At 67.8% G+C, this 20,510-nt stretch carries 3 protein-coding genes; all 3 read left to right on the top strand.

What is annotated here, in order from left to right:
• Nucleotides 1–202: 202 nt before the first annotated feature.
• From FA94_RS32895 to FA94_RS32885, 3 genes are read left to right on the top strand one after another with little or no spacing between them, the layout of a single operon-like run.
• Nucleotides 203–12,370 carry a non-ribosomal peptide synthetase gene (locus FA94_RS32895; protein ID WP_197070268.1) on the top strand — a complete coding sequence of 4,056 codons (12,168 nt, stop codon included), beginning with the start codon at nt 203–205 and terminating at the stop codon, nt 12,368–12,370.
• Between the two features lie 36 nt (nt 12,371–12,406).
• Complete coding sequence (locus FA94_RS32890) at nt 12,407–20,098, top strand: non-ribosomal peptide synthetase (RefSeq protein WP_035559566.1); 7,692 nt, start codon at nt 12,407–12,409, stop codon at nt 20,096–20,098.
• Nucleotides 20,073–20,501 carry a phosphopantetheine-binding protein gene (locus FA94_RS32885; protein WP_035559564.1) on the top strand — a complete coding sequence of 143 codons (429 nt, stop codon included), beginning with the start codon at nt 20,073–20,075 and terminating at the stop codon, nt 20,499–20,501. Before FA94_RS32890 ends, FA94_RS32885 begins: the two co-directional genes overlap by 26 nt.
• Nucleotides 20,502–20,510: the final 9 nt, after the last annotated feature.

Below are 20,510 nucleotides of genomic sequence, written 5' to 3'. Positions count from 1 at the left end.
GCGCCGCGAAGCCGTACCCATGCAACATCGCAGTCGATAGACAAACCCGCCGTGCGCGGCGGTCCATGTCTTCAGAATAAAGACGCTCATCCCGAAGCGTCGCGATTCTCCCCACGAAAACCCAGCTAAATCAGCGTGGCCGCGAGCGGCACGCATGGCGGGCGCGCGTCGGCGCGCGTCCGGTCGACGAAATCAAGGGAGCATGATGGAACCGAATCAATCTCACGGCACGCCGGGCGATGCCGCTTTGCCGTTGTCGCTGGAAGCGCGCGCGAGCGCCTGCAATGCCGCCGACTGGACCAGCCGCGTGATTCGCGGCGAGGCGATCGGCGCGCAGGTGGAACTGCCCGAGTGGCTCGCGTCCTCTTACGCGACGCTGCGCGAGCAGGTGATGCACCCGGCCTATCCGTGCTTCTTCGGCACCGTCGCGGAGAAGCGCGGCGAGATGTTTTACGCGTTCGTGAACGGCAAGGACACCACGGATCTGGCGGGGTCGATGGAAACCTTCGCGCGACTCGCGGCCATGCCCGACTATCGCAAGAACAATATCGCGGTGTTCTTCGAGCCCGATGCCGAACCGCTGTCGCACGACGAGTATCAGCGTCAGTTCTGGCGCATCCTGCAGGCGTTGCACGACGTCGACCCGCATGCCGCCGCCGATGCATATCCCGATCCCTCCCACGAAGACTGGGAGTTCTCGTACGCCGGTATCGAAATGTTCGTGGTGTGCGCGTTACCGTCGTTCGCCACGCGTCATAGCCGCAATCTCGGGCCGGGCATGGTGCTGCTGTTCCAGCCGCGCGCGGTGTTCGTCGACACCATCACCAACAAGGTGATTGGCCGCGAAGCGCGCAATCAGGTGCGCCAGCGTCTGCTGAAGTGGGACGCGGTCGATCCGCACCCGGACCTCGGTTTCTACGGCGACCCCGGCAATCTGGAGTGGAAACAGTACTTTCTCGGCGACGACAATGCGCGCGCCGGCGACGTCTGCCCGTTCCTGAGCCGCAAGTCGCGGCTCGCGCGCGCGGCGCATGACGCGAGCGCCAACGGTCCGGCGACTCACGACGACATCGTGTCGCGACTCGTCGACCACGCGTATTACCGTCCGCATGCGATCGCACTGCGCTATCTGGCCGACGGCGTCGCCGACGAACGCGCGCTCAGCTATACGCAGTTGCTCGAACGGGTGCAGCGCGCCGCCGCCGGGTTGCGCGAGCACGCCGCGCCGGGCGAACGCGTGATGATCCTGCTGCCGAGCGGCCTCGACTACGTCGTCAACTTTCTCGCGTGCCTGTATGCGGGCCTTGTCGCGGTGCCGGCCTATGCGCCGCAACCGCAACATGCGCAACACCTCGAACGTTTGCGCGCGATGCAGGCGGATTGCTCGCCGCGTATCGCGATTGTCGGCGCGGAGCAGCAGGTCCAGTGGAGCGCGCTCACCAGCGATTCGCAGGACACCGCCTGCATTACGCTCACGCCGGAGCAAACGCAACACGCCGCGCCGCTCGCTTTCGAGCGTCCGCAGGCCGAAGCGCTCGCGTTCCTGCAGTACACGTCGGGCTCGACCTCGGAGCCGAAGGGCGTGATGGTCAGCCACGCCAATATCGCCGCCAACGAACACGCGATTCACGCGGGCATGTCGATCGACGCGACGCGCGACGTCATGCTGAGCTGGTTGCCGCTCTATCACGACATGGGCTTGATCGGCGGGCTGATGTTGCCGCTGTATTTCGGTTTCGAACTCGTGCTGCTCGATCCGCAGCACTTCCTCGAACAACCGGCGCGCTGGTTGCGCGCCATCTCGCGTTATCGCGCGACCGTGAGCGGCGGTCCGAATTTCGCGTATCAGTTGTGCGCGGACCGTGTGCGCGACAAGCAGTTCGACGGTCTCGATCTCTCATGCTGGCGCGTAGCCTTCTGCGGTGCCGAGCCGATTCAGGCCGCCACGCTCGACGCGTTCGCGCGCAAGGCTTCGTCGGCGGGTTTGCGTGAAGGCGCGTTGTACCCCTGCTATGGGCTCGCCGAAGCGACATTATTCGCGAGCGGCGGTGTGGCGGGCGAGGGCGCGCTCGCGCCTTTGTTCGAGGTGAATGCACTTGCGCAAGGCGCGGGGCGTAAGGCCGAAAGCGAAGACCGCGCGGCGACGCCGCTGGTCGATTGTGGCCGCTCCACGCCGGATCATTCGCTGAGAATCGTCGACCCTGCAACCGGCGAACTGCTGCAGGATGGACGCGTCGGCGAAATTCATCTGGGCGGCCCGAGCATCGCGCAGGGCTACTGGAACAAGCCGGCGGCGAGCGCGGCCACGTTCGTTCCCGATGCCGTCGACGGCACGCGCTGGCTGCGCACCGGTGACCTTGGTTTCGTCAACAACGGCCGCCTGTTCGTCACCGGCCGCGTGAAGGATCTGATCATCCTGCGCGGTCGCAACGTCTATCCGCAGGATATCGAGCGCGCGCTCGCGCAGGTCGATGGACTGCGCAGCGGCCGGATCGCGGCCTTCGCCGTGCGTGACGCGAACGGCGCGGAAGCAATCGGCGTGGCGGCGGAACTGGCGCGCGCCGCGCAGCGCGACGGCGCAGAGCAGACCGTGATCGATGCGATCCGGCGCGCGGTGGCCGCCGCGATCGGCGAGCCGGTCGGCGCTGTTCTGTTGCTCGAAGCGGGCGCGTTGCCGCGCACGTCGAGCGGGAAGCTGCGGCGCGCCGCTTGCGCGACGGGTTTCGCGGATGGCTCGCTCGCGTGCGTCACGCGTTACGTGCATGACGCAAACGCTGAACTTGAGAGCCACGCGCAACACACAGCAGCGACGCCGTTCGAAGGCGACGCGCTGGAAGAGCGCATTGCCGCGTTGTGGCACGCGTTGCCGTCGCTGCGCCACGTGCAACGCGACGACGACTTTTTCGCGAGCGGCGGTCAGTCGATCGTCGCGGGCCAACTGGCCGCCGCGATCAACGCGCGGTTCGACACCGCGTTGCCGATCGCCTTCGTGTTCGAACATCCCACTATCGCGGCCCAGGCGGCGGCGTTGACGCGTTTGGGCGTGGCGCAATTGCGCGACGTCGCTCAACGGATTACGCAATCCGCCGACGAAGCGGACCGCCTCGCCTCGGTCGATCTCCATGAGCCGGCTCCGCTGAGTGCCGGCCAGACGAGTCTTTATCTGCTTTGGCAACTCGACCCGCAAGGCACGGCGAATTCGATTTCGGCGAGCGTACGGATCGGCGGCAAGCTCGACGAAGCCGTTTTCGAAGCGGCGCTCGGCGATATCGTGCAGCGTCACGCGATCCTGCGTACCCGCTTTGTCGAGACCGACGGCGTGCCGGCTCAGATCGTCGACGACGTGCGCGCCGCGCAATGGCGCCGCGAGGACTTCTCGTCCTTCGACAGCGGCGTGCGCGACGCGCGCCTCTATGCCTTCCTCGGCGATCTTGCTGCGCAACCGTTCGATCTCGCGCACGATCCGCTGTTGCGCGTCGCGCTCTGTCGCGTGAGCGACGACGAACATGTCGTGCATCTGCACGTGCATCACATCGTCGCCGATGCGCAGTCGCTCGCGTTGCTGCTTAACGAGTGGTGTGCCGCGTATGACGCGCGCGCCGACGGCGTGCCGTCGGCGGCGCTCGACTCCGCGCCGTTGCAATATGCCGCCTACGCGCGCGGCGAGAACGACGCCGCCCATCGCGCGGCGCTCGATACGCAGCTCGCGTGGTGGCGTGCACGGCTCGCCTCGCCGGTTGCCGAACTCGCGCTGCCATTGGACCGTCCGCGCGCCGCGCAACGCAGCGACGTAGGTGAGCGGGTCTCGCTGCACGTACCCGCGGGTCTCGTGAAACGCCTGAACGCACTCGCCCAGGCGGCGCGTGCGACGCCCTTCATGGTGCAGTACGCCGCGTGGACCGCGTTGTTGCATCGCTACAGCGGCCAACGAGAATTCCGCGTCGGCGTGCCGGTGGCCGGCCGCGAAAGCGCGGCGAGCCGCGGCGCGCTTGGCTATTTCGTCAACACGCTGGCGCTGCCGGTGTCGATCTCCGGTCGCCTGACGTGTTCCGGGTGGCTCGATCAAACGCGCGCGGTGTTGCTCGACGCGCTCGCCAATCAGCAGGCGCCGCTCGCGCGGGTAGTGGCCGCGCTGGGCGGCACGCGCGACGGCTCGCACGGCGGGCTGTTCCAGACGCTCTTCAACTACGAGGGCATCGATCGCGCGGCGCTCGCGCATTCGCGCCATCTGCGCCTGCGTGACATCGAAAACCTCACGCGCGGCGCGCAGTTCGATCTGGCGCTCAACGTGGCCGAACAGAACGGCGCACTCGAACTCGCGTTCGACTACGCCTGCGACGTCTTCGACGAATCCACGATCGAACGTCTGGCCGCGCATTACCTCGAAGTGCTCGAACAATTCGCCGACGCGGGCGCCACGCCGCTCGCCGGCCTGCGTCTGTCGCGCGGAACGGGGCAGACGGCGCTTACGGCCTTCGCTGCCTCGGCACAAGCCGGGGCGTCGACGTTTGAACCGGTCTGGAAGGCGATTGCCGCGCAGGCGCGCACGCGGCCTACCGCCGTGGCGGTGAAGTGCGACGGCAACGCGATCGACTACCGCTCGCTCGAACGGTGGTCGAATCAGATCGCGCGCCGTTTGCAGCGCGAGCATGCCGCGCCGCTCGCCGATGTCCGCGTGGGGCTTTGTGTCTCGCGCTCGGTGGCGCTGCCGTGCGCGTTGCTCGGCATCCTCAAGGCCGGTGCCGCCTTCGTGCCGCTCGACGCCGATTATCCGGCCGCGCGTCTCGCCACGATGCTCGACGACGCGGGCATTGAAATCGTTCTCGTGGATCGTGCCAGCGCCGAACGCGTGGGCAGCTTGCTCGACGGTCGACGCATTCTGCAAGTGGAGGACGTGAGCGCCGAAGACGCCGCGCCGCTCGTTACCGCCGTGCATCCTGAAGCGCTGGCGTACGTGATCTACACGTCGGGTTCGACCGGCCGTCCGAAAGGCGTGGCTGTGTCGCATGCGGCGCTTGGGCGCCACCTGAGCGACTTCGTGCGCGCCTACGGGATTCGCGACACCGATACGCAGTTGCAGATCTCGACGATCAACTTTGACGTCGCCTTGCACGAAATGCTGCCCGCGCTGATGCAGGGCGGCCGCGTGCTGATGCGTGGCGCCGCGCAATGGGACCTCGCGACGCTCAACGCCGCGCTCGAAGACGAGCACGTGAGCTTCGCGCGCATTCCCACCGCGTTCTGGCAGCAATGGTTGCGCGAACCGGAGAAGCGTCGCTTCGAGTCGCTGCGGCAGATCACGGTCGGCGGCGAAGCGTTGCCGGGCGATGCGCTCGCCGCGTGGCAGCGCTCGCCGCTCGCGTCGATCCGCGTCGACAACCTGTATGGCCCGACCGAAACCACGGTGGCCTGTTTGCATCGCGCGACCGTCGCGGCGGATGCCGCGTACGCCACCGCACCGATCGGCGTGCCGTTCGCGTCGCGCACGCTGGCCGTGATCGACCCGGATGGCGGTTCGCTGCCGCAAGGCGGGCAGGGCGAGTTGTGCATTGGCGGCACCACGCTCGCGCGCGGTTATCTCGGCCGGCCGGCACTGACCGCCGAGCGCTTCGTGCCCGATCCGCACGGTGCGCCGGGTAGCCGCGTGTATCGCAGCGGCGACCTTGGACGCATCGGTGCAGAGGGCGAGGCGCATTTTCTGGGGCGTCTGGACGAACAGATCAAGCTGCGCGGTTTCCGTATCGAACCGGGCGAGATCGAAGCTGCGCTGCGCAGTTGCGATGGCGTGCGCGATGCGCTCGCGATGGCGCGCGACGACGGCGGCAATGGCGGTAATAAGCGACTCGTCGCGTATTGGGTTGGCGAACTGAACACAGCCGCGCCGGCTCCCGGCAATACGCAGGACGAGACCGCCATGCTGCGCGTGGCGCTCGAAGCAAAACTGCCGGCGCATATGATTCCGTCGGCGTTCGTGCGTCTCGACGCGTTGCCGTTGATGCCGAACGGCAAACTCGACCGCGCCGCGTTGCCGGCCGCGCCGGTCGCGCCGACCGCCAGCGTCGCACCGCGCGACGCGCGCGAACGCATCGTGCTGGCGGTGTGGCGCAAGGTACTGCAACGCGACGACCTCGGCGTCACCGACGACTTCTTCGAAGCGGGCGGCGACTCGATTCTCACGCTGCAAGTGGTCGCGCGTCTGCGCGACGCCGGCTATGCGGTCACCCCGCGCGAAGTGTTCGACGCGCCGAGCGTCGCGCGACTCGCGGCGTTGATGCGCGAGCAGACCGGCAGCACGCGCCAGTGGAACGAGCGTCGCGCGCCGCTGCCGCTGACCGCCGCACAGCGGCATTTCTTCGAGCGTCATCCGCAGGCGCCGGCGCACTGGAATCAGGCCGTGTGGCTGGACGTGCCCGCTACGCTCGACGCGAAACTGTTGCACACGGCGTTGCGAGCGCTGGTCGAACGTCACGATGCGCTGCGCTTGCGCTTCGTGCGCGACGAGGCGCACGCCTGGCATCAGCAGGTGCAAGGCGCGGGCGAAGTGCGCTTCGAAGTCGTCGAGGCGGGCGATGCAAGCGCGCAGGAGCAGACGCAGGCCGATGCCGCCGCGCGCCTGCAACGCGGCTTCGATCTCTCGCACGGACCGTTGTTCGGCGCCGCGCTCGTGCGTCGCGCCGCGTCGACGTCGGACCGTCTGCTGCTCGCCGCGCATCACCTCATCGTGGACGCTGTGTCGTGGCGTGTGCTGATCGCCGAACTCGGTTTCGCGTGCGAGCGTCTGGCACGCGGTGAGGCGCCGTTCGCCGAACGCGTGTCGATGCCGTGGAGCGTGTGGGTGGATAGCGCACGCGTGTCGACGCCGTCGGCGCTTACGAATGTGAATGCGCATGCGACGGAGGCCGCCAGCGACATAGCGTGGTGGCGCGAGACCTTGCAGGCTTCGCGTCCGCTGTGGCCTGCCGAGGCTTTGCAAGGCCAGCGCGTGTGCGACGCGCGCACGCTGACCACGACGCTCGATGCCGAGGCGACGCGCGTCCTGCTGCAAGGCACCGCGCATGCGTTGCGCACCAGCGTCGAGGACATGCTGCTCGCGGCGCTCGCGCTTTCATGCGACGGGTGGGGCGGCGTGCTGGTGTCGATGGAAAGTCACGGCCGTGCACTGCATCGCGATGACGTGGACGTATCGCAAACGGTCGGCTGGTTCACGCAGCGTTATCCGCTGTGGCTGAAAGCAACCGACAAGGCGACCAGCAACGCAACGGACAAAGCGGATTCCGCCGAGGCCCGCATGGCGACGCTGCGCGCCACCAAGACATTGCTGCGCGCCGCGGCCTCTCATGCCGCCGGTTGGGAACGTGCGGCCACCGCGCTGCAGAGCCTGAGCGCGCCGCAAGTCAGCTTCAACTATCTCGGCCAGTTCGACGGCACGCCCGGCGCGGCGGGTATCGCATTGCGTCCGGAACTGGTCGACGACAGCACCGATCCGGCCAGCGCGCTGCACTACGCGCTGGACCTGAACGCGATGGTCGTGGCCGGTGAATTGCGGGTGCAGTGGCGCTACGCCGGCGGCCTGCTCGACGACGACAGCGCTCAGGCGCTCGCGGATCGATTCAATGCGAGCCTGCGCGAACTGATTGCGCATTGCGCGCAAGCCGGACCGGGCGCGACGCCCGAAGACTTCCCGCTTGCCGGACTCGACAGCGCTGCGCTGGCACGGCTCGCGTTGCCGTTCCAGAACGTGGCCGATCTTTACCCGGCGACGCCGGTTCAGCAAGGCCTGTTGTTCCACGCGCTGGAAGGCGCGGCGCAGGGCGTTTATGTGAATCAGAAGCGCCTCACGCTGGCGGGTATGCTCGACGGCGACGCGTTGCGCACGGCCTGGGAAGCGGCGCTCGCGCGTCATGAGGTGCTGCGCGTGTCGTTCGAATGGGCGCATGGCGGGGTGCCGTTGCAGGTGGTGCAGCGCACGCTCGAACTGGATTGGCAGAGCCACGATTGGCACGCGCAGGGAACGGGCTACGACGCACGCCTCGACGCCTGGCTCGCCGCCGATCGCGCGCGTCCTTTCGATCTCGCGCACGCGCCGCTCTGGCGCCTCGCGCTCTTTGCACGCCCCGACGGCGCGCACGACCTCGTGTGGACCACCCACCATTTGCTGACCGACGGCTGGAGTGCCGCGCAACTGCTCGACGAAGTGCTCGCGGACTACCACACCGTACGCGCTGGGCAACGCACGGCGCTGGACACGAAGCCGCGGGACGGCGCACCCGCATGGCGCGATTACGTCGCGTGGCTGCAGGGTCGTCACGGCGACGAGGCATGGTGGCGCGCGCATCTTGCGAGCGACGACACGAAGCCGCCCGCATTGCTGCTGGATAGCGCGCCAGCGTTGCTGTCTTCGCCGAGCGATGCGGATGCAAACGCAGATGCAAACGCGAACGCACACGCGGCCGCCACGCCCGCGCTGCGCTTGCACCGCGTGCTCGACACCTCGTTCACCGCGCAACTCGCGCAGACGGCGCGTTCCGCTCGCGTCACCGTCAACACCGTGTTGCAGGCTGCGTGGGCGCTGCTGCTCGCGCGCCGCGCCGACCGCTCACGCGCCGCGTTCGGCGTGACCGTATCGGGACGCGGCGTTGCGCCCGAAGGGATCGGCCGTACGGTGGGCCTCTTCATCAACACATTGCCGCTCGAGACGGATGTGCCGTCCGCGATGGAATTCGGCGACTGGGCGCGCGCATTGCAAGGCGCGAACGCCGCACTGCGCGAACACGAGGCCACGCCGCTCGCACGCGTGCAGCAGTGGTCGGGACGCAGTGGCGACGCGTTGTTCGACAGCGTGCTCGTGTTCGAAAACTATCCAGTGAGCGCCGCCTTGCGTGCCGGCGACGCACCGCTGCGCATCATGGCGGTGGACGCCAGCGAGCGCAGCCACTATCCGCTGACGGTGACGGCGCTGGTCGGCGATACGCTCGAACTCGGCTGGACCGCCGACGCCGCGCGCCTCGACCGTTCGACACTCGACGCCCTCGCCGAGGGTTACGTCGCGCTGCTTTCGCAGATCGTCGCCGCGCGGGCGCAAGGGCCGCTGCGCAACTTCGCGTTACCGGCGCCGACGGCGGCCTCGACCTGGGCCGAACCGCGTACATCGTTCGCGTTTGAAAGCGTGCTCGCCCGTTTCGCCGAACAGGTTCGCAGCCGGCCGGACGCTCGCGCGCTCACCTGCGGCACGGACCAGCTCACGTATGGCGAACTCGACCGCTGGTCGGATGCGTTGGCCGCGCGTCTGGTGGCGCAAGGCGCGCGAGCGGAAACGCGTGTCGGCCTCTGCGCGCAACGCGGCAATGCGCTGGTCGCGGGTGTGCTCGGCGTGCTGAAGGCGGGCGCGGCGTATGTGCCGCTCGATCCCGACTATCCGCATGAACGCCTGAGCTATCTGCTCGCCGACGCCGGTATCCAGACCGTATTGGCCGACGACGACAGCGCCGCGCGTCACGCAACGCTGTTGCGCGATCTCAACGTGCTGTCGTTGCTGAATTCAGGCACGGCGGATCGGGCCGCGAACGAGGTTTCGCCCGCGAACCAGGCTGCCCAGCCTCACCCCGAACAACTGGCGTACATCATCTACACGTCCGGTTCGACGGGTCAGCCGAAGGGCGTCGGCGTCACGCACGGCAACGTCGCTCGCTTGCTCGACGCGGCGGCGCAACGTCATCCGGTTCATGCGGACGACGTCTGGACGCTGTTCCATTCGAGCGCGTTCGACTTCTCCGTCTGGGAGATGTTCGGTGCGCTGTGCACGGGCGCGCGGCTCGTCGTCGTGCCGTATTGGATCACGCGCGACACCCCCGCATTTCACGCGTTGCTGCGCAATGAGCAGGTGAGCGTGCTGAATCAGACGCCCTCCGCGTTCGGCGCGTTGATGCAGCACGATCTTGCGCCTGACGTCGACGCGACGCCGCTCGCTTCGCTGCGCCTCGTGATTTTCGGCGGCGAGAAACTTGAACCGGCGGCGCTGGCGCGTTGGCATCGCACGCGTGCGCCGGCCGGCCTGCAACTGGTCAACATGTACGGCATCACCGAAACCACCGTCCACGTGACCACGTATCTGCTCAACGCGAGCGATCTCGGCGATACGTCCGCCGCAAAAATGGGCTCGCACGCGCAGTCGCCTATCGGTGCGCCGTTGCCCGATCTGGGCCTCGCGGTGCGCAACGCGACCGGCGAGATGTCGGCCGCGGGCGAGTTGTGCGTAGGCGGCGCCGGGGTGGCGCGCGGCTATGTGGGACGTCCCTCGCTCACGGCCGAACGCTTCGTGCCCGATCCGCTCGGCGCGCCGGGCTCGCGGCTGTATCGCTCCGGCGATCGCGCCCGCGTGCTCGCCGACGGCGCTTTCGACTACCTCGGCCGCGACGACGCGCAGGTGAAGCTGCGTGGCTTCCGCATCGAGTTGGGCGAAGTCCGTCACGCGCTGCTGGCCGATCGCGACGTCAGCGACGCCGTTGCGCTGGTCCGCGACGACAGCGCGCAACTGGTCGCCTATGTGGTCGGCACGCCAGGCGCCACGTTCGACGCTGCCGCGTTGCGCGAGCGTCTGGCTAGCCGGCTGCCCGCGCACATGGTGCCGCACGTGCTGGTGGCGCTCGACGCGTTGCCGCTCACGGGCAACGGCAAACTCGACCGCGCCGCGTTGCCCGCGCCGGTGCTGACCGGCGAACGCGTGGATGCGTCGAGCGAGGCGGAACGCAGCCTGCTCGACATCTGGCGCGCGGTACTCGGTCGCGACGACCTCGGCGTTACCGACAACTTCTTCGAAGCGGGCGGCGATTCGATTCTGAGTTTGCAGATCGTCGCGCGGGCGCGTCAGGCCGGTTTGAAGATCAGCACGCGCCAGGTGTTCGAGCATCCCACGGTGGCCGCGCTCGTTCCGCTCGTGCAAAGCGCCGAGCCGCACGCGGCGCTCGCCGTGACGCATGAACCGCTTGGTCTCACGCCGATCCAGCGCGCTTTCTTCGACCAGTTCCCGCACGGCGAGAACCACTGGAATCAGTCGACCCTGCTCGCGGTTCGCGGCGAACTCGACGAAACCGCTTTGCGCGTGGCGCTCGATACGCTGATCGCGGCTCACGACGCCTTGCGCCTGCGTTTCTTCCGCAGTGAAGGCGCGTGGCAGCAGCAGGTGGGTGAAGCATCGGCCTGCGCGCTGCAGGTGTTCGACTGGCGCGAGCACGAGGCCTGGCAAGACGCACTCGCGCAAGCCGGCGAGCATCTGCAATCGACACTCGATATCGCCCACGGACCGCTGGTCCGCGCGGGTTACTTCCGTCTGCGTGGCGAGGGGCGTTTGCTGATCGCGGTTCACCATCTCGCCGTGGATGGCGTGTCGTGGCGCGTGCTGCTCGACGAATTGCAATCGGCCTATGAGCAGGCGCTCGCCCGGCGCACGCCGACGTTGCCGGCGAATCTGCCGTGGAGCGCATGGGTGCAGCGCGCGATCGCGCATGCTCGACGCGACGAAGTCGGCAACGAAGCCAACTGGTGGCGCGACGCGCTCGCCAACGCGGAGATGCCGCACACCGCGAGCCCGTCGTTCGCGGTGCCGTCGCGGCTGCCGCGCATGGCCGACACCGAGGCGGTCACGCTCGAACTCGACGAAGCGGCCACACGCCGGCTGTTGCAGTCAGCGCCGAAGGCCTATCGCGCGAGCGTCGAGGAAGTGCTGCTGGCCGCGCTCGCGCAAGCGCTGCGCGAATGGTGCGACGCGCGCGGCGCGCTGGTGTCGCTCGAAGGACACGGCCGCGAGGCGCTCGGCGACGAGGAACTCGATCTGAGCCGCACGGTCGGCTGGTTCACGACGCGCTATCCGCTGTGGCTCGATGCGCACGACGACGCGCATCGCGCGCTGGTCGATGCGAAAGAGCGCCGCCGCGCCGTGCCGCACAACGGTCTGCATTGGGGCCTGCTCAACGCGCACGGCAGCGAGACGGTTCGCGCGACGCTGGCCGCGCTGCCGGCGCCGCGAATCAGCTTCAACTACCTCGGCCAGTTCGATCCGAGCCTCGACGCCGCGAGCCGCTGGCGCTTCGCCTCTGAACACGCGGGCTGGCCGGTCGCGGCGGATGCGCCGTTCACGTGGGCGCTCGACATCAACGCCAAGGTCGCGCGCGGCAAGCTCGCGATCAGTTGGCGCTTCGCCGGCGAGCAAGTGGCCGCGCCACGTGTGCAGGCGCTGGTCGATGCGTTCGCCGCGCGGCTCGACCTGCTGGTCGCGCAGTGCGATCGGGCCGCGCCGCAGTACACGCCGTCCGATTTCGGCAGTCAGATCGATCAGGACGATCTCGATAATTTGCTGGAGAGCTTCGATGCGTGAATTCATTTTGTGCCGTTCCATTGCAGGGTTCGCGTCATGACGTTTCGCCTGAAAGACAACATCGAGAAGATCGCGCCGCTCACCGACATTCAGGCCGGCATGCTCGCGCTTGCATTGCGCGGCGACGCGGATCCGTATTACGCGCAGAAGGTGCTGGAATTCGCGGGGCCGCTCGACGTCGACGCACTCGGCCGTGCGTGGCGCACGGTGGTCGCGAAGCACGCGATGCTGCGCACGGACTTTCGCTGGAACGGGCTGAAGTCGCCGTTGCAGGTGGTGTATCGCACGAGCGACGCTACCCTCGCGCTCGACGATTGGCGGGCACTGTCGTCTGTTGAACAGCGCGCAAAACTGGCAGAGGAGTGGCAGGCTGCGCGCACGCGCGGCTTCAACTTCGAACACGCGGCGAGTCTTGAACTTCAACTGCTGCGAGTCGGGGACGCGCGTTACTGGTTCGTGTGGCGGCTGCATCACATTCAGATCGACGGCTGGAGTATGGCGGCGGTGCTGGCGGCTTGCGTTGCTGCTTACGATCGTCATCGCACGGGCAGTGCGAGTGTGGCCGATGAAGCGGCCGAGCCGCCGTTTCATCGCTACGTGGAATGGCTGCAAAAGCGCACGTTCGATGACACCGCGTTGCCGCCGCTGCTCGCGCACGATGGCTGGCCGACGCCGTTGCCGGCGAGCCGGGCGCGTGGTGCACATGCCGCACCGGACACCGCCGCTCGCGCGCCGTTCGCCGAGCAAACCGTCGTGCTGGACGCAACGCGCACCGCGACGCTGGAGCGCTTCGCGCGCGAACGCCGCGTGACGCTGAACACGCTGGTGCAGGCGGCGTGGGCCTGGCTGCTGTCGCGTCATGCGCGCACGCGCGAGGTGTGCTTCGGAGTGACGGTGTCGGGACGACCCGCCGAAGCGCCGGACGTCGCGCGCATGGTCGGCATGTTCGTGAACACGTTGCCGCTCGCGCTGCGCGTGCCGCCGCAGGCGAGCGTCGGCGCATGGCTCGACGAGGTGCAACAGGCGAACCACGCATTGCGCCCGCTCGAACACGTGCCGCTTGCGAAATTGCGCGCACGTGCCGGGCTGGATGCGGACGCGGCGCTGTTCGACAGCATCGTCGTGTTCGAAAACTTTCCGCAGCACCTGAGTTCGGCCGCGCGTGAGGACGGGCTCAGGATCAGTCGGCTGGATCAGGATGCAGAGGGCGAGGCCGTGCCCGATGCCGACGCCGAAAAGGACATCGACGCGCAGACCTACGGCGCTGCCTACAGCAGCGGACGCAATCACTATCCGCTCAGCCTGATCGCCGTCCCGGGTGAAACGCTGCGGCTGGTCCTGTCATACCGCTGCGCGCAATTGGCGCATCGCGACGTGCGCGGGCTCATCGGCACGCTCGCGGCGGTACTCGACGCATTCGCCGCCGATCCGGAACAGCGCGTGGGCGAACTCTCGCTCGGCGTCCCCGCAGCGCAGGCGCAATCGAGCGGACAGGACAATCCGGCCACCGTGCTCTCGCGAGTTGCCGCGCGTGCGGCGCACGACTCGTCGCGACGCGACGCGATTGCCTGCGTCGAAGAAGATGCAGCCGGCAACGCACAGACGCTCTCATGGGCTGAGTTGTGGGCGCGTGCCGGTTGGCTCGCCCAGCGCTTGCGTGGACTCGGTGTGCAGGCGGAGACGCCGGTGGCGCTCGCATTGCCACGCAGCGCGGCGTTCGTCGCGAGCGTGCTCGGCGTCTGGCGCGCGGGCGGCGTCTATGTGCCGCTCGATCTCGGCGCGCCCGACGCACGTCTGATCTGGCAATTGAAGAACAGCGGCGCACGCTGCGTGATCTGCTCGGCCGACGACGCAGCGCGCATCGCCGCGCTTGCCGCCGAGGCGGCTTGTGAAACGATCGTCGCGGATCACGCTTTTGCAAGCGTCGAAGCCGTCGCTACCGAAACCGACGCACATACTGCCCCCAACGAACCCGCTCATCCGCAGCAAGCGGCCTACCTGATTTATACGTCCGGTTCCACGGGCGAGCCCAAAGGCGTGACCGTTTCGCACGGCGCTTTGGCGAACTACACGCACGCGGTGCTGCGCCGTCTGCCTGAAGGTATCGAAAGCGCTGCTTACACGTCGACGCCCGCCGCCGATCTCGGCCATACCATGCTGTTCGGCGCGCTGGCGGCAGGCTGGCGTCTCCATCTGTTCAGTGACGCCGACGTGCGCGACCCGGACCGCTTTGCCGCCGCGATGACGCGGCATGCGGTGGACGCGCTGAAGATCGTTCCCGGCCATCTGGCCGGCCTGTTGCACGCCGCCGATGCGGCGCACGCATTGCCGCGCCGCGCGCTCGTGCTTGGCGGCGAGGCGGCCGGTCCCGCGCTGCTCACGCGGATCGCGACGCTCGCGCCCGATTGCGCGGTGCTCAACCACTATGGGCCGACCGAAACCACGGTCGGCGTGCTCACGCAGCGCCTCGATCGCGCCGAGTTCGCGCGAGGCGGCGCAGCGGCCACGCTGCCGCTCGGTTTTCCGCTCGAAGGCGCAAGCGTCTATTTGCTCGACGCCGACGGCAATCCGGCTTTGCCCGGCGCGAGCGGCGAAATCTGCGTCGGCGGCGCGACGCTCGCGCGCGGCTATCGTGGCCGCGCGGCCGCGACGGCCGAGCGCTTCGTGCCCGATTCGCACGGCGCGCCGGGCGCGCGTCTTTACCGCACCGGCGACCGCGCATATCGACGCGCGGACGGCGCTCTGGTCTTCGAAGGACGGCTCGACCAGCAGGTGAAAATACGCGGCTACCGCGTCGAACCCGCCGAGATCGCTGCTACGCTGCGCGCGTTGCCTGGTGTCGTGGACGCCGTGGTCATCGCCCACGCCGACGAGCATGGCGCGCTTCAGTTGAGCGCTTTTGCGGCGGGCGTTTCGCTCGACGCCGACGCATTACGTGCCGAACTCGCAGCGAATCTGCCCGCGCATATGGTGCCCGCGCGCGTGAGCGCGCTCGCGACGCTTCCGGTCACGGCGAACGGCAAGGTGGATCGCGCGGCCTTGCTGGCGCTCGGTACGGCGCCGCAAGCCGGTGACGGCGACGGTGACGGCTCGTCGCTGGCAGCGAATGAGGCACAGGGCCCGGTGGAACCGCGCAATGAAGCGGAAGCGACGCTGCTCGCCGTCTGGCGACGCGTTTTGCGGCGCGACGATATCGGGGTGACGGATCACTTCTTCGAGATCGGCGGCGACTCGATTCTCAGCCTGCAGGTGATCGCGCAGGCGCGTCGCGCGGGTTTGCGTTTCACGCCCAAGCAGATGTTCGATCATCCGGTGATCGAACGACTCGCGGCGCTGGCGGTCAAGGCCGCTGCAACGGCAACAGCAACGGCGGCATCGGGCGGCGCAACGCAAGCCGCCGCGCAACATTCGCGGACAAGCCAGACGCGCTTCGAGACCACACCGATTCAACGGGCGTTCTTCGAACGTTTCGGTGGCGCGCAGCATCACTGGAATCAGGCGGTGCTGCTCACCGTGCCGGATACGCTGGATGAGACCGCGTTGCGCGCGTCGCTCGACGCAGTGATTCGCACGCACGACGCGTTGCGGTTGCGCTTCGCGTTGCATGACGGGGTCTGGCAGCAGCAGGTCGGCGAGGTGTCGGCGTGCCAGTTCGAAGTCTTCGATTGGCGCGATCGCGCGGACTGGCTTGTGGCGCTCGAGCAGCAGGGCACGTCGTTGCAGAAGTCGCTGGATATCGAAGCCGGTCCGCTAATTCGCGCGGCCTGGTTCCGCCTCGCGCAGGGCGGCCGTTTGCTGATCGCGATTCACCATCTGGCGGTGGACGGCGTGTCGTGGCGCGTCCTGCTCGACGACCTGCAACGTGCGTATGCGCAGGCCAGCGCGTCCACACCGATCGAACTGACCGCGAGCGCGCCGTGGAGCGTGTGGGCGCAGCGCCTGGCCCAGTACGCGCGACGTAGCGAGCTTCGCAATGAGTTGTCATGGTGGCGCGGCGCGCTGTCCGCTGCACGCGCGGACGTGCGGGGTTTTGTTGCAGCGAAGGAAGCAGCGGCGCCGACGGTCGCTTCGGTGCAAACATTGGAATCGTCGTTCGAAACGGCTTTCACGCGAACGCTGGTAGAGCGCGTGGGCGCGACCTATCGCACGAACGTCGAGGAGACGCTACTCGCGGCGCTCGCGCAGGCCGTCGGCACGCAGGGCGGTGTGTTGCTCTCGATGGAAAGTCATGGCCGCGAAACGCTGGACGCGTTCGATCCGCAGAGCGACACGGACCTCGATTTGAGCCGTACCGTGGGCTGGTTTACCGCGCGCTATCCGCTGTGGCTCGAAGCGCAAGCCGACGCGCGTCTCGCGCTGATCGACGCCAAGGCGCGGCGTCGCGCGGTGCCGCGCAACGGTTTGCATTGGGGCTTGCTGAGCACGTACGGCGACGCGGAGACCAAAGCGTCGCTCGCGACTTTGCCCTTGCCTCTGGTCAGCTTCAATTATCTGGGGCAGTTCGACCGGCATTTCAACGAGCGCGGCGGCTTTGCGCTCGCCGACGAGGCCATCGGCGAGTTGACTGATCGCGCGGCGACGCTGGCTTATCCGCTGGATATCAACGCACGGATCGTCGACGGCAAGCTTTGCGTGAGCTGGCGCTATGCGCCGCAAGTTCTGCCGGAGCAGGAAGCGCAGGCGCTGAAGGCTCGCTTCGAGCGCAGTCTCGAACGTCTGATCGACCATGCGGTGAATGCGCGGGCCGAAGCGACTGCGGCGGATTTTGTGCTGGCGGGACTGAGCCAGGCGCAATTCGAGTCGCTGAAACTGGACCTCGCGCGTGTCGAGGATATCTATCCGGCCACGCCGGTTCAGCAGGGCTTGTTGTTTCATAGCGCGCTGGAGAGCGGTAGCGGTTTGTATGTGAACCAGCGTCGTTTGACCTTGCGCGGCGAGCTGGATCGCGCGGCGTTGCGCTCGGCGTGGACGCATGCGGTTGCGTCGCACGCGATTCTGCGTACGCAGTTCGAGACGCGACATGGTGGCGACGCGTTGCAGGTCGTGCTGCGTAATGTTGATTTGCCGTATGTCGAGCACGACTGGTCGTCGCTCGATACGCAGGCTTATGAAACACGGCTTCACGCATGGATGCGGGAGGACGTGCAACGTGGCTTCGATGTCGAGCGTGCGCCGTTGCTGCGCATCGCGTTGTTCATTCGCGCGGATGGTGCGCATGATCTGATCTGGACCGATCATCATGTGTTGCTCGACGGCTGGAGCAGCGCACAACTCATGCGCGAAGTGGCAGACGCGTATGAAGCTTTGCGCGCCGGTCGTGAACCGGTTAAGAACGCGCCGCCGTACCGCGACTACGTGCAATGGCGTCTGCAGCAGGACGAAGGCGAAGCATGGTGGCGCGAGCAGGCCGCACGCGTCGACGAACCGGCGACGCTACTCGAAAGCCTCGGCTTGACCGATGAGCGCAAGGCGGATCGTGTCGTAGAAGAAGCCGCGCCGCTCGAACATCAACTCGACGAAACGCTGAGCGAGGCATTGCGCGACACCGCGCGACGTCATCGCGTGACGTTGAATACGGTATTGCAAGGCGCGTGGGCGTTGCTGCTGTCGCGCTACGGCAATCGCGGCCAGGCGGCATTCGGCGTAACCGTATCGGGTCGCCCGGCGCATCTGCCGGAAGTGGAACGGATGCTCGGGCTGTTCATCAACAGCCTGCCGGTTTGGGTCGACGTGCCGCAAGAGACGCCGCTATCGAACTGGCTCGAAGCGCTTCAGCAACACAACGGCGCGCTGCGACAATACGAACACACGCCGCTTTCGCGGGTTCAGCAATGGACTGCACGTAGCGGCGATGCACTCTTCGACACGCTGCTCGTATTTGAAAACTATCCCGTCGATGCCGCGCTCAAGGGCACCGGCCTCACGCTGGAAGGCATCGAATCCGCAGGCCGCGCGCACTATCCGCTGACGCTCGTGGTGCTGCCGGATCGCGAGACCACGCTGATCTGGAAGTACGACGCTGCCCGGCTGGATGCCGCTCGCGTCGCGCGGATTCACGCGCATTTCACGCAACTTTTGCGTCTGATGGTGGCGCAGCGGGATCCGCTGCTACGCACGCTGACGCTCGACGTGCCGCAGCCCGCAACGGGCGACGCGCGTCGCGCTGAGGGCGCGATGCTGCCGCACATCGCGGAGCATGCACGCCGTCGCGGCGACTTGCCGGCGATCGTCTGCGAAGGGCAATCGTTGAGTTGGAGCGCGCTCTGGCAACGCGCGGGCGAACTGGCGACGCGTCTTCACGCCGCGGGTCTGGTCGCCGATGACATCGTGGCGGTCGCATTGCCACGTTCGCTCGATCTGGCGGTCGCGCTGGTCGGCGTATGGCGTGCGGGCGGCGTGTATCTGCCGCTCGATATCGCCGCGCCCGCCGAGCGTTTGCGTGCGCAACTCGCCGATAGCGGTGCGCGTCATCTGATTGCCGCCGCGTTGCCGGCGGGTCAATCCGCGCTGAGCGACACCCTCACCTGTATCGATCCGACGACGACAGCGGCGAATACCAATCCCGCCACATCGTATGACTTTGCCGCCGACCACGCCGTCCCGCATCCCGCGCAACCCGCGTACGTGATCTATACGTCGGGATCGACGGGTGAACCGAAGGGCGTGGTGGTCGGGCACGGCGCGATGACGGCCTACGTCGGGGCGATTCTCGAACGTTTGCCGGCCGGCATCGGCAGCGCGGCGTATGTGTCGACGCCCGCCGCCGATCTCGGCCACACCACGCTGCTCGGCGCGCTGTGGTCCGGCTGGACGCTGCACATGATCGACGACGCCCGCGCAACCGATCCCGAAGCGTTCTCGCACTACATGGCAGCGCAACGCATCGACGCGCTCAAGATCGTGCCGAGCCATCTCGGCGCGTTGCTGCGCGGTGCGTCCACTCCCGCCGACGTGCTGCCGCGCCGCTGTCTCGTGCTGGGCGGCGAGGTGGCCGAAGCGGGGCTCGTCGCGCAAATCCGTTCGCTCGCGAGCGGTTGTGTGCTGTTCAACCACTATGGGCCGACGGAGACGACGGTCGGGGTGTTGGCGTATGAGGCGCATGAGGCGGATCAAGCGCTAGAAGCGCATCACACGCAGCAGGCCCGTGAAACGCGCATGCGCCTGCCGCTCGGCACACCGCTCGCGCATGCAAGCGCGGGTATCGTCGACCGTGCCGGCGAGCCGATGCCCGACGGTTGCGCGGGGGAACTGCTGATCGGCGGTCCCGCGCTTGCGCTCGGCTATCTGGGCCGTCCGGCGCAAACCGCCGAGCGTTTCGTGCCCGATCCGAACGGGCCCGCTGGTGCGCGCGCGTATCGCAGCGGCGACCGCGTACGGCGTCAGGCGGACGGCGCGTTCGTCTTCGCGGGACGCATCGACGATCAGGTGAAGATTCGCGGCTTCCGCGTCGAACCGGCGGAAGTGCGGGCGCATCTGCTCGCGCATCCGTGGATCGCCGATGCGGCGGTGGTCGCGCAACGCGTCGCTGTCGCCGCTGCGAACAAAGACGGCAGCGCCGATACCACCGACAGCGCCGACATCGCTAACGCCACCGACACCACCGACCTCCGTCTCGCCGCCTACGCCGTCCTGCACGCCGACGCCCCGACACCCGTGGCCGGTATTGCGCGAGTGGCTCGCATCGCGTGTCAGCGCGCACCTCGTGCCGTCCGCGTTCGCGTGTCTTGACGCATTGCCGCTCACGCGTAACGGCAAGCTCGACCGCAACGCGTTGCCGCCGATTACACCTGTCGCCGACAGCGCGCCGCTCGCGCCGCGCACGTCGATGGAAACGCTCGTCTTCGAGGTCTGGCGCGAGGTGCTGAACCTCGACGCGTTCGGCGTGCAGGCCGATTTCCTCGAACTCGGCGGTCATTCGCTGCTCGCGGTGCGGATCGCGACGCGGCTCACGGCGCGTCTGTCGCGCAAGGTCGCGCTCGCCGACGTGCTGCGCCATCGCACGGTTGAACGGCTGGCCGCCGCGCTCGACGACGCGCAGGCCGCGCAAGCCGTCGCCGTGGGCGCGTCCGCCGAACAGGCGGGCAGCGCGCGCGTCGATGCGCTCAACGACCTTTTCGAAACACTGGATTGACGGGTCAGT

Source organism: Burkholderia sp. 9120 (genome assembly GCF_000745015.1).
Taxonomy (GTDB): Bacteria; Pseudomonadota; Gammaproteobacteria; order Burkholderiales; family Burkholderiaceae; genus Paraburkholderia.
Note: the sequence above shows the minus strand (reverse complement) of the source record. Positions and strands in the feature narration are given on the sequence as shown.

What these genes read in the sequence shown, in the direction of transcription:
- FA94_RS32895 (WP_197070268.1), top strand. Translation starts at nt 203, where the DNA reads ATGATGGAACCGAATCAATCTCACGGCACGCCGGGCGATGCCGCTTTG.
- FA94_RS32890 (WP_035559566.1), top strand. Translation starts at nt 12,407, where the DNA reads ATGACGTTTCGCCTGAAAGACAACATCGAGAAGATCGCGCCGCTCACC.